The following is a 15,635-nucleotide window of genomic DNA, read 5'->3' as shown; positions in this document are numbered from 1 at the left end:
CCTTATTCGCCACTGGGCAGGATTCGGTCTGGCGATCCGGATACTCGAGTCTAGGTCGGGCCCACGATGCGGGCCCGACCTGCACTAGTCGTTATTTGGCTCGCGAGGCGAGGTAGGCGTTGGCCTGCTTTTCCATTTCAGCCTGAAGGACATCCAGCCCTGCGGCATCTGCCGCGCTCTTGAGTTTGTCGAGTTGGGCATCGACATCAGCGACGCCGAAGAAAAGCGGATTGGCATGCTGGATGATCACGTTGTTCATCGCTGCTGCTGCTTCTCGAACCGGCGACACGTCTGGGACGAACGATGCAAAAGTGTCGGTCGTGAAGTTGTCGTAGTTCTGCGCCCAATCGAAGACCTTCTTCTCGGACTCCGTCATGAATGACGAACGGCGTTCGAGGCCAGAGCGCCATAGCAGTGCGTAGCCTGGGAAAGCGTACTGGCTCAGTTGCTTGATACCGTTGTCGCCGACTGGCTCCCAGTCGGTGCCTTCGATCCCGTACTCGATCAGGTCGTGGTTCTCCCTGACGGATAGCCAGTCCTGCAGCGCGAGCGCCCGATCAAGGTCGCCGCCGTTTGCGTTCACGACGACCATGTTATCGGCCTGGAATGTCTGCACCGGCTTCACCTCCGACAGGGGCTTTCCGAACGGCAGTACCTGTGCGAGGCGAGCCTCGGGGACATTGCGCTGCAGGTTGACGAGCTGGTTGCTCGCGGTCCCATCGGTCATCGACCAGTTGCTGGCAAAGCGCCCCGCCTGGAACTGGCTGTCGATGGTCGCCCGGTCCACGTTCATGCCGTCCGCATTGACGATGCCGTCATTATAATACTGGCGGATTTTGCGCAGGGCAGCGATGACACCTTCGTCTTCCCAGAAGGGGATCGGGCTGGACGAGCCGGTCGTCGCCGCATCCTTGGCGAACAGGAAGCGCAGACCGGAGCCAGCGAAGAGGTATTGCATCGTGTAGGGGTTCTCCCAGGAGTGCTGGTTGAACATCGCGGTCGGCGTAGGGATGGCATAGATCCAGTGAGAGCTGGCCACCATCGAGTATGGGGTGATGCCGTCTTCCTTTTCCTTGATGGTGTAGAAGAAGCGTTCAAGGGTATCGTAATCGGTGATCTCGCCAAACCCGTGCTTTTCAGCCAGATCCTGGCGGATACTGAAGTGCTGGACGCGCGCCGCGCTATTGACCTGGGGAATGCCCCAGAGCTTGCCGTTCCAGGTATTGGATTCAATCAGCTTGGGCGAGATCTGGGCCTTCAGATTGGGCCACTTGTCGATCTGCCCGGTTAAGTCGGCGAGCGCTCCATCCTGCTGCAGCTGCGCCATGTTCAACCAGAGCGCTTGCAAGGCGGAGTCGAACTGCGCGCCGGCGGTGAACTTCAGGAGGGCTTGCTGGCCATATTGGGACCAGTTGATGAACTGCGCGTCGAGGGTGAAGCCATGTTCGGCCTGGAGGGCTGCATTGGCCTTTTCGAGCACAGCCTTCCAGTTGCTTGGCGCCTCCGAAGGCAGGATGGCGAGGGAGGTCCCAGACAGCGATTGTGCCATCGCCCTCGATAGGCCCCCTGACGTAGCGGCCGCGATGCCAGTGGCGCCGGCCATGGCGAGGAAGTGGCGGCGATTGATACGAAAATTCTCCATAGCGATAGTCTCCTCCTGATGCGGGTTTGTTTGGGACCGCTACCCTTTGGTTGCGCCCAGGGTGATGCCCTTGACGAAAAAGCGTTGTGCGAACGGATAGGCGAGCAGGATCGGGCCGATGGTCAGTACAGTCATGGCGAAGCGCAGCTGATAGACTGGCGCGGCCGCCTGTGCTGCGGTTGCACCCGGAAGAGCGGCAGCGTTCGTGACGTTGGATATGAGGTTCTGCAGGATCAGCTGCAGCGGATAGCGATCCGGATCCGACAGGAACAGCAGCGGCATGAACCACTCGTTCCAGTAGGTCACCGCGTAGAACAGTGCCAGCACGGCCAGGATGGGTTTGGAAAGCGGCAGTACGATCTGGAAGAAGATGCGCAACTCGCCCGCGCCGTCGATCCGCGCTGCGTCGATCACCTCTTCCGGCAGTGCCCGAAAGAAACTGACAGCCACGAAGACCAGGAAAGGCGCCATCATGATCGGCAGGATCACGGCGAACCAGCTGTTGCTCAGGCTCAGCACCTGGGTCACCAGCAGGTAGAGCGGGACCAGGCCGCCGTGAAAGAGCATCGGGATGTATGAAAAGATCGTGAGAGGACGACTGACCAAAGCAAGCCGTCGGGCGATGACCCAGGCAAGCGAGGCGGTGCAATAGACCGACAGCGCCGTGCCGACGATGGTGATGAAGAGCGAAGCTGCATATCCGCCGAACAGCGACTGCCCGCTGAACAGCATTTCATATGCCCGAAAAGAGAAGGGCTGAGGCCAGAAGCTATAGCCGGTGCGCGCAAGCACGGATTCATCCGTCAGTGATCCCACTACGATCATCCAGAGCGGGATGAGGCAGAAGAGGCCGAACAGGGTGACCCCGGCGTAACTCACGACGGTGAAGGGCTCGCTTGCTCCCTTCAACTTGCGACGGCGTCGCGGCAAGGCACGGGCCGCCACGGTGTCGGGGCTCGGGCCTGGCGGAATCGGGGAGGTATAGTCGAGAGTGCTCACAGGATGGCGCTTTCTTTTGGAAGCGACGCTGGACGAGAACGGCCGCGGTGACGAAGACAAAGCCGACGACGGACTGGAACAGGCCGATCGCGCGGCTGTGGTCCCGAAGTTCCCGATGGTCCGCAGCGGATCGAACACGTACGTGTCGATGACGTCCGTGGTGGGAAACAGGATGCCGTTGTCCTGGACGATCGCGTAGATCGTGGCGAAGTCGCCGAAGAATATGCGCCCCACGCCCAGGACGATCAGGATGCCCATTGTGGGGAGGAGCAGGGGTGTGGTTATGGAAATAGCCATACGCGCCCGGCTGGCGCCATCGATCGCGGCGGCCTCGTAAACTTCTTCCGAAATCGAGGTGATGGCGGCGAGGAATATGACCGAGGTGTAGCCGCCCAGTTGCCAGACCTTGACGATCGCCAGGATCCACGGCCACGCGCCCGGGGTCGTGTACCAGCTCAGTTGCGGCAGATCGAAGACATTGAGCATGTCGTTGATCATGCCGCCGCGTCCGCCGACACCTGAGAGGATCGCCTGCAGCATGAGGCTGATCACGATGGGGGAGACGAAATACGGAAAGAAGATCGTCGACTGCATAAAGCGACGGTAGAACTGACCGCGGATCTCATTGAGCATCAGCGCGAGAAGCAGCCCCACGAACAGCGATGCACTCAGAAACAGCGTATTGAGGAAAAGCGTGTTCGCCACGATCGTGAATGCGTCGCCGCTCGACAGGAAGTAGCGAAAATTGGCAAGCCCATTCCAAGGGCTGCCGAAGATGCCATCCCGGATATTGAAGTTCTTGAACGCCACGACTAGGCCCACCATCGGGCCATAGGCGAAGACGACAAACCAGACGACGCCTGGTGCCGCCAGGGCGAGAAGCGCCAGAGAATCCCTGGCCGATGTACGGCGCCTTTTCCGCACCGCAGAATTCGACTGATCCACGATGTCCTCCTCCGACATTATCGTGTAACTAGTTTCACCGACCGTAGGTGACGGATCGACACAAGTCAAGCGAGGCGGTAGATGACAGGAATGAGCACAGAAAAAGCCCCCAAGAAGACTTCGCGTGGCACCCGTGGACCTGATCGCATCAGCCCAGTGAACCTGAAGGACGTCGCTGCGCATGCGCGCGTCTCGGTGGCGACTGCCTCTCGTGTTTTTGCAGACAATCCCAACGTTGCACCTGAAAGCCGGGACCGGGTGCTCGCCTCGGCGCAGGAGCTTGGATACGTCGTTAACGGGTTGGCGCGTGCGATGATGGGGCGCGGTCGACAATCGATCGCGTTCGTGGTTCGCGCGATGATCGGGCCGACATTCGCTTCGCTTGCGGCGGGCGTCGAAAGTGTTGCTGGAAGACATGGCCACATGGTCCTCATGTCAGCGACCGAAGGCGATGCCCAACGCGAAGACGATCTGATCCGCACACTTCCGGGAACTACGCGTCAGGGCCGTATTGCTCGTGGGCTCGACCGAGAGCGATGCCTCATTCGACGAGCGCGCAGCAAAATATGCGCGCGACCTGGGGCAGGTGAAGGCGTCGCTGATCCTCTGCGGTCGGCCGCCCATTGCTGCACATCCCGATCTGATCAGCGTGAACTACGACCACTCGGCAGGTGTGGCGGCGGGGGTGGACGAGCTTGTGCGGCTTGGGCACAGGCGTATCGCCTATATTGGGGAGGGCAGGGGCATGACCACTGCCGACCTGCGTCTAGGCGGCTACGAAACGGCGCTGCGTCACCACGGAATTGCGATTGTCCCCGAGCTGGTGCGAGTGGCGGCCAACACAGAAGCTGCCGGAGCGCAGGCAGCAGAGGAGCTCCTGCAATCCGGGGGTTAATGTGACGGCAATCGTCACCATGACCGATAATATTGCCATCGGCGCCTATAGAGCGGCCCGGAGCCTCGGGATCAGGTTGCCTGAGGATCTCTCCATCATCGGGTTCGACGATGCTCCGCTCGTCGCTGACTTGACCCCGGCGCTGTCGACCGTGCATCCGCCTTTCTTCGAGCTCGGCGTACGGGCAGCCGAAATCGCCCTCGACCTGGCGCCGCCGCGACACGTCCTATTGCCAACCACGTTCATGAAACGCGAGTCCTCATCCAGGCCCAAATCATAGGCTTGCAAAAGTCTGCTAATGTAACTAGTTTCACGCATTACTCGCGTGCAACTTCTAGACGGCGGAACACTCATGCTCATCCACGATCGGCTTGCCCCAAGTTCGGCACCAAGCGCGGATTTATCGGTGTCTGGTGTGAGATTTCTGGTCGTGATGGATCCGACGCACGTGGCCGACATGCTCTATGGCCCCGGGCTCGCGGCGCTGACCGCGACGGGCGCTAGGGCGGCGAGTTCAGCTGTGTTCTCCGACCTTGAGGGTGACGAAGCCAGGGCAGCTCTCGCGGAAATCGACGTACTGATCACCGGCTGGGGTGCTCCGCGATTGACGCAGGATCAGCTCGACGCTGCCCGCCGCCTTCGCTACGTTCTCCATGCAGGTGGGCAGGCCGCACACTTTCTGCCGCCGCTGGCTGGCCGCAATATCGAACTCTCCAATGCAGGGTGGATCAACGCGATTCCGGTCGCCGAATACACCTTTGCGATGATTATTCTCGCCAACAAACAGGCCTTTCGCACGCAAAACCTCTATCGGGTGCGCCGCGACTTCATAAATCGGGAGTCCGAATTTCCCTTTGCCGGGAACAGGGGAAAAAATCATCGGCATCGTGGGTGCATCGCGTATCGGTCGGATCGTGCTCGAGCGCCTCGGCGACTTAGAAGTATCGGTGCGGTTGTACGATCCTTACGTCTCCAAAGCTCAAGCAAGACTGCTCGGCGCGGAGTTGGTTTCTCTCGATGAGCTCATGTCGACCAGCGACATCGTGAGCCTGCATCCCCCCTTGAATGAGACGACGCAGGGGATGATCGACGCGCGCCATCTCTCGCTGATGAAAGACGGTGCGACTCTGATCAATACCTCGAGGGGGCTGGTCGTGGATCAGGACGCCCTGGTGCGTGAGCTATCGAGCGGGCGTATCGACGCAATCCTTGACGTAACACACCCCGATGTCCTGCCTGCCGACCATCCGCTCTATGACCTGTCCAACGTGTTCCTGACCCCGCATATCTCTGGCTCCATGGGCCCAGAAATTGGACGCATGGGGGAGCATGTTGCCAGCGAACTCAGCCGGATTGTTCATGGCCAGCCGCTGGCCTTTCCCGAGACCGCAGCATGACGATTTTGCGCACAACCTGGCTGCCCTCGGTGGGCGGTGCGCGCGGGATGCTGATCGCATTGCCCGGCCTCATCGAGTCGGTAGAAGCAATGCTTCCGACCTTGCGCCACTGGACTACCCGAGGCTTCGATGTGCTCGGCATCGACCCTCGAGGACATTCGGGTTCTGAGCGCTGGTCTGAAGACCTGCTCGAAGGCCATGCCGGCGATGTCATAGTGGAAGACATTCTGCAGGTGGTCGATCTATGGCAATTGCCGCAGGGTAAGCCGCTCGTTTTTTTTGGGCACTCTGCCGGTGGCACTGCCGCAGCGGCCGTCGCCGCACGGCTCTCGGAGCGTGTCAGCGCTGTGATCCTGGAGGACCCGTTCTGGCGCCTGCCCGTCAACCAGTTTCAAAACCCGCAGGTGGCCAGCCGTGCGCAGCTCGAATTATGGCGCATGAAGGCTTTGAGCCCTGCACAGCGCATCGAGGAAATTCGGGCGATCTTCCCTCAATGGAACGAGGATGAACTGGAGGCCTGGGCGCGCGCCAAGGACGATACAGATATTGCCCTTGTTGCCAACGGCCATGTCATCCCCCTCACGCGGATGGACTACACTGATCGCCGATTTGGTTCGCTCTAGAATTCCCATTCAGGTCCTGACTGGCACGATCAAGATCGGGATGACGTCTAACCACAGGGCGATCCTACGGGCGCTTGGTGCAGAGGTGACCGTTGTCCGCGGTGCTAGCCATTTCGTCAGGCGTGATGACCGCGAACTGTTTCACAAACTGACGGATGCCTTCCTCGATCGTCATCTGCCCTCGAGCCCATCAACAGGCGCCATGGAAAGAATGGCCGCGTCCGAAAATAACCATCACACAGCACGATCTCATGTGACGCCACGCGATCTGCTGCTCCTTGGGAGGGCCCTCATGGCCGAAGTAAAGATCGATGCCGTCGGCAAGAGCTACGGCGCAGTCGAAATTATCAAGTCCGTTTCCATCGATGTCAGGGATGGAGAGTTCCTTGTTCTGGTCGGTCCGTCGGGCTGCGGCAAATCCACGTTGCTGCGCATGATCGCGGGTCTTGAAGACATTACTTCGGGCGAAATGTGGATCGGGGATCGCATGGTGACCGATCTGCCGGCGAAAGAGCGGGACATTGCTATGGTGTTCCAGTCCTACGCGCTTTATCCGCATATGACGGTCGCGGACAACATGAGCTTCGCTCTCAAGCTCAAGGGCGCGAGCAAGGACGAGATTGCGACCAAGGTGAGGGATTCGGCCCGTATTCTGGGCCTCGAGAATCTCCTCGACCGCTTTCCGCGCCAGTTGTCGGGTGGCCAACGCCAGCGCGTTGCCATGGGTCGGGCTATCGTGCGGAATCCGCAGGTATTCCTTTTTGACGAACCTCTTTCCAACCTCGACGCAAAAACTTCGCGTGGTGATGCGCTCCGAGATCAAGGAACTACATCAACGCCTGGGGACCACCACGGTCTACGTGACCCATGATCAGGTAGAGGCCATGACCTTGGCAGATCGGATCGTGGTGATGCGCGATGGTCGTATCGAGCAGATTGGCACCCCCCTAGAGCTCTATGATGCACCACGGAACACTTTTGTTGCCGGGTTTATCGGCTCGCCAGCCATGAACTTCCTTGAGGGAGTCACGCAGGCCAGTGGCTTTCAGTTGACCGGCGGCTATTTGCTTGAGACCGGCATTCAACTGGAACGAGCCAAACTATGCGGCATGCGCCCGGAGCATTTCGAGGTAGGTCCCGATGGCATCGCCTGCGAGGTTGTCGTCGTTGAACCAACCGGCTCAGAGACGCTGATCATCGCTAGAGCCCAAGGGCAGCAGATCACTGCCGTATTCAAGGATCGGCTGGAGGTGCGGCCCGGTGACCGGATCAACCTCAAACCAAACCTGGAGAAGCTGCACTTCTTCGATGAAGATGGTCGCCGAGTATCCCAGCTAGGCTAGTGCAAAGTAGGGCGGTTGGGCCTCCTGCCGATCGCTTTCGGTACTTGAAATGGGCTGCCGGGCTGAAGTAGCAACCCGTCAGCGCCTTTTTGTCACGCCGAGCATGCATCCGCCTGGTGTCGTGAGGCATTCCCGCGATCTCGTGGTCAGTCAGGCCAAGCTGTTCGAAGCGCGCCGCCAAAAGCTGCATCCGTGCCGTGCAAAGGCGGGGAGCCCCCGATCCGATACCACGTCAGGTTCTATCCCGGTGGCAATTCGCGACTCCATTGTCTGGCTTCGTCTCTGACCGCCGAAAAGCTGCCTGTCCGAAATCCACCCCGGAAGCGCTGGTCGGTCATCGACCCCATTCCAGACGATCAGGCTTTTTGTCACGCTGCCTAGGAGCGGACATGGCGAGGCGGTGCGCTATTGGCAAGCTAAACCGGGATTGAGCGACCAGTGATCTTGCTTATCCGCAGAGTTGATGTTGGTACGCCGTGTTCCCGAGCGATCGACAGTAAATCACTAGTCGCAACATGGGGCCCCATGGCCTGCTGCATGGCGACGTAAACCGTAGACGGGGGCAACCGCCAGATAATGCCGAGTGTCCCGGCACGCATCCGGGTGAAATTTGCATTCACTGGTGTATGGACTTCGACTAGGAAGCCGGCTTGTTGCGGGTCCAGAGAGATAATCTTCGAAACATTTCCCCAAGAGATCAGGCCACATCCCAAACGTCGATCGAGGATACCGGCGCTGTCAATCTGCAGCAAAGGGCTCGGAAGCAAGAGGTCGCGTGTAAGAACTCCAGCTAGTCGCACGCACGCGCCGCCCAAAATCGCAGGCAACAAGAGCAAAAGCGACCTAGGCTCCGCGGTCACTGTTCCCGAAAAAAGCATCACCACGAAAAAAATGGCTGCCGCTCCTCCGGCAAGGGCGAACGGAAGGCACAAGAGAATTGCGAACAGGGCGAATGGTCTGTTCAAATCCGAATTCAATACTTTCGAGACGGTGGCCATTGCGCGGTCCTTGGATGCACTGTCTTAGATTGTGCCTGAAACCAGCCCTTCCGCAAACCACCCCTATTCTGACGACATCTACGTCGATGTGTTGACTTCGATGATGTTACGGTCGGGATCCATCACGTAGAGCTGGAGAAACCCAGCCATACCCGAGCGGTTGACGAGAATTTTCATCGCGTCATTGTCTGTTGCATCCTCCCGGAAGCCTACCGCCAGGAGGCGGGCAAGGACGCCTTCAAAATCATCGGTTCGAAGTGCGAAGTGGACGTCATTGTTGTCGACACCCCGCGTTCTGAAGTTTCCCGACAGGTGCTTGGTGAGGTGCAACTGGAGGCTCGGCCCACAGTCGAGCCATACGCCTTCGATTTTGAAAGGCGGTCGTGGCAGCCGCTGCAGCTGGAAGACAGACTGATAGAAATCCGCAGATACTTCAGGATCGGCGGTAACCAGCGATACATGGTGCAATTGGACTGCCACGGTTCCTCCTCGCAGACGCCCACGGAAAGCCTGATAGCCACATCATCGTGTCTGCTCGCCGACCATCATGTACGAAAGCCGACACACTGGAAACCACCCCATCACCGCCATAAGCCTGATGGTCGAACGTAGAGCGAGGAACGGTGGGCGCCGCCTCGACTCCACATCATCTCGCGTCGACGAAAGGTCAGCCGCAACGGAAGGCGGCTTCACTCGTGAGGGATATACGGCAGGGTGCACCTTCGTGCCGACACTCGCAACGAATGAAACGAACACGCCGCCAATTGCGCAACCTCGCGCCTCATGACGATTTGGCTCTGCAAATACATTAATCATCAATGGGTTAGGGCGCAACTTGGCGTGTTTCTTGGCATCGAAGGTGCGTAGTGTGTGAAAGACGAGGGGCCGGTAGTTTACGGCTACGCTGCTGTGACGAATGAGACATGGCACTAGAAGGTCAATGATGTTGAATTGGAGCGTGTCTGCTACCGAAATGACAGCAGATGAAGGGTAGGTGGGACGCCCGGTGCGCACGCCAGCACTGTGCGAGGGGCCGCTTCGGTCGAACGAACGGTATGGATCGACTGATGCGGAAAACAAGGGGCACCAACTTTGAAAGCGGTGCGGGGCTAGAGTCTGGCAGGCGACCACGTTGAGCAGAACCTGTATTATTCGTGCGTTCCAGCAAACTTGGCATAAAAGCGGCCTGTCTGTCCTCCACCAACGCGGTTGACTGAGAAGGGGGGCCGAGAGCAGTCAGGCGGCTTTTGTCGCCGCCCTGGGGAAATCAGTCATCGGGCGCGGGATGGTGCGGGCGGCACTTTGGGGGCAGAATGCGGACTGACAGCATTTGGTCGGAGCGCTGCAAAAGCGGACATGAGATTGCGAGGGTAGGAGGCGGCCGATTGGGGGGCCGTGAGCGGTCTGTCCGCTCTCGGTGACCGCATGATGGAAAGCGGCCATTCGAGCCGCGGGCGCGCCAACGGCTCAGTTGGGGCCGGTTCCGGACTGTCCGGTTTCGGCGAGGAATTTGAGAAAGCCGACGTGCGGCATCCGACCCCATTGTATCCGTTCGGAGCGCCGCGTTCGGCGCCCGAAATCTGCCGTTCATTCACTTCCACCCGACGGCAAAGTCGGGGACGTCTGCTGAAGAGGTCATCAGGTCACAAGCGGCTCCTCAAGATTGAAAAGAACCCACCCACTGTTACCCGCGCCGAAGGTCGCCTCACGCGGCGCGGTGGCTTCTTGAAGAGTACGGCCTCGTCACCGACGACTATCACCGCACACAATGGGTGTGGTTCGCTGTGACCTTCACCGCAATCTGGCGCAATTTCTCCAGCGCTAAGTGGCGGATTGCTGGCGAGGTCTCGAAGAAAAGTAGAACGGACGTTCGAGCGTGATGCCGCGAAAGTCTGGTCTGAGCCCAAAGTGACGATTGCTGCACGATGGGCGAATGTCGATTACCGACCTCACTACGCCAGCGTGCGCGTCATCTCACGGATCAGATCATTTGTCTCTGGTCTCGTCGTTTGGTGCCGATATCGAAGGGCCAAAACAGTTCTTGATATTTCAAGACCATCGATGGGTTTCGACACCAGGCCCATGTCCGAAGGAATAGCGGTGGCTGGCAGGATCACCGCACCTGACCCTTGCCGAGCAAGTTCAACTAACCAATCCACCCGATTTGACCGATAGGCCGCGTAGAGTTCGTGACCATGATCCGCGCAGGTCCCATGCAAAACATCCCGCATTTCGCAATTTAGGCGGTCAAGCATGTCAGTTTTAGCAAGAGTCGAAAGAGAGATCGCACTTAGTTCAGACAACGGATGCGACTTTGACACCACGACCTTGTAGTCCTCTTCATAGAGATGGTCTATACGATAGAGGTCTTCACTGACCTTCTCTGCGGTGACTACAACGTCAAATTCACCATCTCGTAACCCGGCAAGAAGCTCGGGGGTTGGCGCAACGATCAATTCTATTTCGGCTTGCGGCAATCGCGTACGAGTACGCTCCATAGCTGCCGAAATCCTGTTGTGGCCAATCGTTTCTCCGACACCGACAGAGATTGGCACCCGCTCCAAGCGCATATGACGGACAGCCTCCGCCTTCGCCTGTCTCGTCTCATCATGAGCCTTCTGCAATCTTGGCTGCATGAGTTTTCCCAGCGTCGTCAGCCTGCATCCCGCACGGTCCCTGACAAACAGGTCACCTCCAAGCTCGTCTTCAAGTTTCTTGATCGCAGTCGTCAAGGAAGGCTGGGAGACATTGGAGGCGCTGGCTGCGTGGGTGAAGTTTCGGTGCTCGCAGACAGCGAGAAAATACCTGATCTGGTTCATTTCCATCGCCGCATTCTCCGTTACATCTTCAGCCACACCATCAAACCAACTTCAATAGTCAATGTCTATCAAAGAATAGAATTTCGGAATTGGGTTCGGGCGCATTCGGCATGGGACAAAAGTGCATCGAAACCAAACCTGAAGCACTTCAAATCAGGAGACGACCATGAAAACGCAAATCCTTCAGACAGTCGCCGCACTGGCGCTGATCACAACTTCTGCAACTGCACAGGACAACCCAATGGTAAATCATACAGCCAGCTACATCGCCATGCCGGCCGCCGAAGGCCAGACCGGAGCTTTCGCGGAGTTTCTGGCTGGTGCCGCAGCGATCGTGCGGGACACAGAGCCGGGCACCGTCCTTTGGTTTGCTCTGCAAGCCGATGACACGCTCGCAATCTTTGACATCTTCGCAGACGAAGAAGCACGCGACGCTCACTTCTCAGGAGCGGTTGCGGCGGCTTTGAACCAAAACGCCGACGCGCTGGTCTACGGCGGATGGGACGACGGTGTTGTCGCGAATATCAACAACTCCGATGTCCTGTCGGTCAAGGCGCCGGTTGATCTCTCCACGGCAACGACCGCAACTTACATCAAGCTCAAAGCTGCTCCAGGTAAAGGCCCCGAATTGGCAGCCTTGCTGACCGCCGCCGGCCCCATCGTCGCAGAAACTGAACCCAAAACATTGTTCTGGGCGGCGCTGCAGATTGACGAGACCAACTTCGCCATCTTCGACATCTTTGCCGACAACTCTGGCCGCGAAGCGCACTTTGCCGGACAAGTCGCCGGACTCCTGAATGAAAAGGCTTCAGAATTGATCTCAGGTGGATGGGACGACGGTGTGGTGGCAAACGTCCACAATTTCGAAATCCTCGCTACCAAGTAATCTCGAGGTGACTTGAGAAAGAAGTGCCCGGTGCAACCCATCGGGCGCTTTGCTGTTTGAATTTAGATTCACGCCAAAGCGGCCGTGCCGGAACTGGCAAGCGAAGCTCGCACTCGCCTCCGGCTTGGAAAGGGCGGCTATCGGCGGGAACATGTCCGCGCCTTCATCATGCGCGATGGACCTGACACGCTTATCGATCTCGAGAAACGCGCGGTAAAGATGACCGCGGGCATCCAGCAGCGGACCAAGCGCTTCGGCAAGTGCTGGATCGGCCATAACGGCCTGGCGCGACATATCCTCGAACCGGGCATGATAGATCTGTGCTGGCAGCTTGAAGCCGTAGACCTTGAGTAGTCCACGGACCTCGTTCTCGAGGTCTATCCGCCGCCGGAGCAAAGCTCTGCGTGCTGCCAACAGCGTCTTCAGCCTCTGGCTCTCAAGGCTCTTCACATGCACCTCGCGGTACCAACCGGTGCGCAGGATTTGGGCAATGCCGCGTGCATCGTTCCGGTCGGTCTTGTTACGCAGGCTCGACAGGGTCGTCTTCACCTGGCGAGCCTCCATAACGACAACCCGGAAACCTTCTGCCCGCAGACCCGCCGTCAGCCATGGCGTAAGGTTGCCGGTCTCCAGCGCAACGCCATCGACATGCTCAGAAAAGCCTCCTATCGCGTCGGCAATCTCATCGATCTCCGAGGCAACTTCACGCTCAAGGCATACCTTGCCCTGCTCGTCGATAATGCAAAGCGACGATGACCGCAGGCCAACGTCAACACCAACATAATGTCCCATCATAGTCTCCCTGCTTCGCGGTGGTCCAAAGACCAGCGACTATATCAGGGAGGCTCGCCTCCATGTCAGAGCGAGCCGGATTACCTATGCTTTTCGGGACGCCGCAAGCGGCAGTCGAACGGCCAGAAAGGGGCGCTTCGCCGACGAAGCACAACCGGCTGCCGGCGAAGTCGCTTGCTCAGATTTCGGTTGCCTCTGACAACGACAAAGCGTCGTCGACATCCGCCAAGGTAACGAACTGTGTTCTCGATCTTGCTATGGCCTGAAGTATTGGTTGGGCGGAAGGTTGCCTGTGGCTTTGTAAAATGAGCGACGCCTTTGTACGGCCGCAGCGAATGGGTGCCATATTCCTCAGGTGTCAGCCCGATTGCAGTGACCCACTCGTCCACCAGCCTGGCGTATTGGCGGGTGCTCAGATGACCATCGTGCACTACACGGCTTGGAAAAGGCGTAGTCATCGACCGTCCCCTCCGCGTCGCTCAAGCCAAGCAAGCAGGCTGGCCCTTGTCAGCGGCGATCTCGAATTGGACGGGGTCTCCCTGTCTTTCTGCTGGATTACCATCGACCGAGTTCGATGCAGGTCCCGCCACGAGCGTGCCGATCTTGATCTTCACCAGATCGCAGCCTCGAAGCTTGCTGTCGATAGCCAAGTCAAAAGTGCTCGGTCCCTCATCCTTCCCTCTCGGTCAAGGAAGAAGCGAATTGACCAGATTTGTCTGACCTTCAACGCACGTTTAGCGCCAACCTGCCTACCGGCATTCCAAGCAGGTCTTCCTGCAGCAGCAGGGTCGTAATGCTGGGATACCCTTTCACATTTCTCCTCTGGCCGGAAGCGGCCATGAAGAGAACGAATATGGCAGGCTTATCAGCGGCAGATCCCGAGCCCCAAACTAGTCGCTGACTGGTCTGACAAACCGCCCTGGAAGCAGCCGTAAAATACCATGGTGGGATGCTCTAAGGGTGCCATTAGCTTTCGTTTTCTAACGGAGGTCACGATCTGCTATTGTTCCTTTCTTCGGTGCCGTCCTTCCGTGGAGCCGACGCGCCTAAGAGCCGACCGGCGGATTATTGCGGCACAGGGGTCAGGCGTCCGCCAGGGGGAATGCGGGAACCTCGCAACCCTCTGCTGACTTGCGCTGTTAGCGAGTTTGATTGGGAGGTTTGTTAGGTAAGACTTGGCTTATGATCATCGGGGGTTGGTTCTACTTCTGGTTGGCGGCGACCTTCTGGTGCGAGGCGCCGTGCGGGTCGCGAGCCAGTTAGGGTATCCCCTGTTGATCATAGGGCTGACGCTGGTCGGCTTCGGCACCTCGACGCCCCGAACTGGGTCACCTCGGTGCAGGCGGCGGTAAAACGGTTCTCCTGGGATCGCCTTCGGCAATATTGTGGGCTCCAGCATCGCCAACCTGCTGCTGATCCTGGGTGCATCGGCTATGCTCACCCCGATTGTGGTGCAATCGTCAGCGCTGCGCCGAGACGCCGTGCTGATGGTGGCGGTGGCCATTGTATTCGCACTTCTTTCGCCGCTGTTTCCACTGGGGCGACTGGTTGGCCTCATGTTCGTGGCCGCTTTGGGAGCATACATCTGCATCGCAATTCGTCAGGAAGAGCGCAGCAACACCCGCTCTATGGTGCGTCTACTGACAAGAGCCTCGCAGCCCAGAATGGCGATACTGCACTTGTTCCGCAGGAAATCTCCCGGCAGCTCTGTCCTTCTACCGCTTGCAACGTCACTGACAGGTTTGGCGATAGTCGTCCTTTGGGGGATACCGCCTTTCTCGTCAATGGCGCTGTGGACCTTGTCGGTCGGCAGGCATTTCCGAGACCGTGATTGGCCTCACCATAGTGGCAGTAGGCACGTCGATGCCCAGAATTGGTGACGTCCCTTGTCGCCGCCGTCCGGCGCGAGGCTGATGTCGCGTTTGGCAACATCATCGGGTCCAACATCTACAATATTTTGGGTATCGGTGCGGTGTGACGGCAATAATTGCGCCATCTCAGGTGCCGGAGCAGATTGCCAGTTTCGATAATGTTGTGATGGTCGCGGTGTCGGCGCTGGTCTTGTTGTTCGCCTATCTGGGCGACGCCTGGCGCGCGTTGGGGGGCGGCGTCCTTGTGATAGGTTTATATTGGGTATGTGTGGTGGCTATGGCCTTAGGATTGCGATGAATACGGTTCGAGCGACAGTGTTTTTCCTGATGCGCTTGCCTATGTGGGAGAGACTAACAAGTGTCGGCCCAATCGACCCCGTTTTGGACGGTCGAGGCTTACGAGCTAAAACCGCTTAAAGCTGCCG

13 protein-coding genes and 3 pseudogenes are annotated in these 15,635 nt (G+C 58.5%); 9 read left to right on the top strand and 7 right to left on the bottom strand.

Annotated features, from left to right (window positions below; all coding sequences use genetic code 11):
* Positions 1-91 precede the first annotated feature (91 nt).
* Positions 92-1,642, bottom strand: a complete 1,551-nt coding sequence (locus NVV77_RS01085; RefSeq protein WP_295409879.1) for an extracellular solute-binding protein — start codon at positions 1,640-1,642, stop codon at positions 92-94.
* A gap of 39 nt (positions 1,643-1,681) precedes the next feature.
* The gene (locus NVV77_RS01080) at positions 1,682-3,586 is read right to left on the bottom strand and encodes an ABC transporter permease subunit (RefSeq protein ID WP_295409877.1); all 1,905 of its coding nucleotides are present in this window, start codon (positions 3,584-3,586) and stop codon (positions 1,682-1,684) included.
* 81 nt (positions 3,587-3,667) lie between these two features.
* On the opposite strand from NVV77_RS01080, the pseudogene NVV77_RS21810 reads away from it, so the two are divergent.
* The 3 genes and pseudogenes from NVV77_RS21810 to NVV77_RS01070 form a co-directional block, all read left to right on the top strand.
* Positions 3,668-3,871, top strand: a pseudogene (locus NVV77_RS21810) (LacI family DNA-binding transcriptional regulator); the annotation flags it as partial.
* A 232-nt stretch (positions 3,872-4,103) separates the two neighbouring features.
* Positions 4,104-4,481 (top strand): substrate-binding domain-containing protein, encoded by a 378-nt coding sequence (locus NVV77_RS01075; RefSeq protein ID WP_295409876.1) that lies wholly within the window; start codon positions 4,104-4,106, stop codon positions 4,479-4,481.
* A gap of 19 nt (positions 4,482-4,500) precedes the next feature.
* Positions 4,501-4,761: a substrate-binding domain-containing protein gene (locus NVV77_RS01070; protein WP_295409874.1), complete on the top strand. Its 261-nt coding sequence runs from the start codon at positions 4,501-4,503 to the stop codon at positions 4,759-4,761.
* A 234-nt stretch (positions 4,762-4,995) separates the two neighbouring features.
* Here the strand turns inward: NVV77_RS01070 and NVV77_RS01065 are convergent, their stop codons facing one another.
* Entirely contained in the window at positions 4,996-5,367 is a 372-nt protein-coding gene (locus tag NVV77_RS01065) for a hypothetical protein (protein WP_295409872.1), read from the bottom strand.
* Positions 5,368-5,395: 28 nt separating this feature from the next.
* Between NVV77_RS01065 and NVV77_RS01060 the strand changes: the two genes are divergently transcribed.
* The 3 genes and pseudogenes from NVV77_RS01060 (at position 5,396) to NVV77_RS01050 (ending at position 7,844) form a co-directional block, all read left to right on the top strand.
* On the top strand, positions 5,396-5,878 hold the full coding sequence (locus NVV77_RS01060) for an NAD(P)-dependent oxidoreductase (protein ID WP_295409871.1): 483 nt from the start codon (positions 5,396-5,398) through the stop codon (positions 5,876-5,878).
* Positions 5,875-6,501: an alpha/beta hydrolase gene (locus tag NVV77_RS01055; protein WP_295409868.1), complete on the top strand. Its 627-nt coding sequence runs from the start codon at positions 5,875-5,877 to the stop codon at positions 6,499-6,501. Before NVV77_RS01060 ends, NVV77_RS01055 begins: the two co-directional genes overlap by 4 nt.
* Before the next feature lie 292 nt (positions 6,502-6,793).
* Positions 6,794-7,844: pseudogene (locus tag NVV77_RS01050) on the top strand (ABC transporter ATP-binding protein).
* Positions 7,845-8,260: 416 nt separating this feature from the next.
* Here the strand turns inward: NVV77_RS01050 and NVV77_RS01045 are convergent.
* The 3 genes from NVV77_RS01045 to NVV77_RS01035 form a co-directional block, all read right to left on the bottom strand.
* Positions 8,261-8,842 (bottom strand): hypothetical protein, encoded by a 582-nt coding sequence (locus NVV77_RS01045; RefSeq protein WP_295409866.1) that lies wholly within the window; start codon positions 8,840-8,842, stop codon positions 8,261-8,263.
* Positions 8,843-8,920: 78 nt separating this feature from the next.
* Positions 8,921-9,322 (bottom strand): VOC family protein, encoded by a 402-nt coding sequence (locus NVV77_RS01040; RefSeq protein ID WP_295409864.1) that lies wholly within the window; start codon positions 9,320-9,322, stop codon positions 8,921-8,923.
* A 1,472-nt stretch (positions 9,323-10,794) separates the two neighbouring features.
* A complete protein-coding gene (locus NVV77_RS01035) occupies positions 10,795-11,697 on the bottom strand; it encodes a LysR family transcriptional regulator (protein ID WP_295409862.1) in 903 nt (300 codons plus the stop codon).
* Positions 11,698-11,827: 130 nt separating this feature from the next.
* Between NVV77_RS01035 and NVV77_RS01030 the strand changes: the two genes are divergently transcribed.
* Complete coding sequence (locus NVV77_RS01030) at positions 11,828-12,547, top strand: hypothetical protein (protein WP_295409860.1); 720 nt, start codon at positions 11,828-11,830, stop codon at positions 12,545-12,547.
* Here NVV77_RS01030 and NVV77_RS01025 read toward each other — a convergent pair.
* Positions 12,482-13,339 (bottom strand): transposase, encoded by an 858-nt coding sequence (locus tag NVV77_RS01025; protein WP_295409858.1) that lies wholly within the window; start codon positions 13,337-13,339, stop codon positions 12,482-12,484. The two genes, NVV77_RS01030 and NVV77_RS01025, sit on opposite strands and share 66 nt — an antisense overlap.
* A gap of 1,229 nt (positions 13,340-14,568) precedes the next feature.
* Between NVV77_RS01025 and NVV77_RS01020 the strand changes: the two are divergent.
* Together NVV77_RS01020 and NVV77_RS21805 are read left to right on the top strand one after the other, a co-directional pair.
* A pseudogene (locus tag NVV77_RS01020) lies at positions 14,569-15,219 on the top strand (sodium:calcium antiporter).
* Positions 15,216-15,317, top strand: coding sequence for a hypothetical protein (locus NVV77_RS21805; RefSeq protein WP_367178581.1), 102 nt, complete (start codon positions 15,216-15,218; stop codon positions 15,315-15,317). The pseudogene NVV77_RS01020 and the gene NVV77_RS21805 overlap by 4 nt, the downstream one beginning before the upstream one ends.
* Positions 15,318-15,635: the final 318 nt, after the last annotated feature.

This window comes from Devosia sp., from assembly GCF_024707125.1.
Lineage (GTDB): Bacteria > Pseudomonadota > Alphaproteobacteria > Rhizobiales > Devosiaceae > Devosia.
This window is presented reverse-complemented; position numbering and strand designations above follow the sequence as displayed.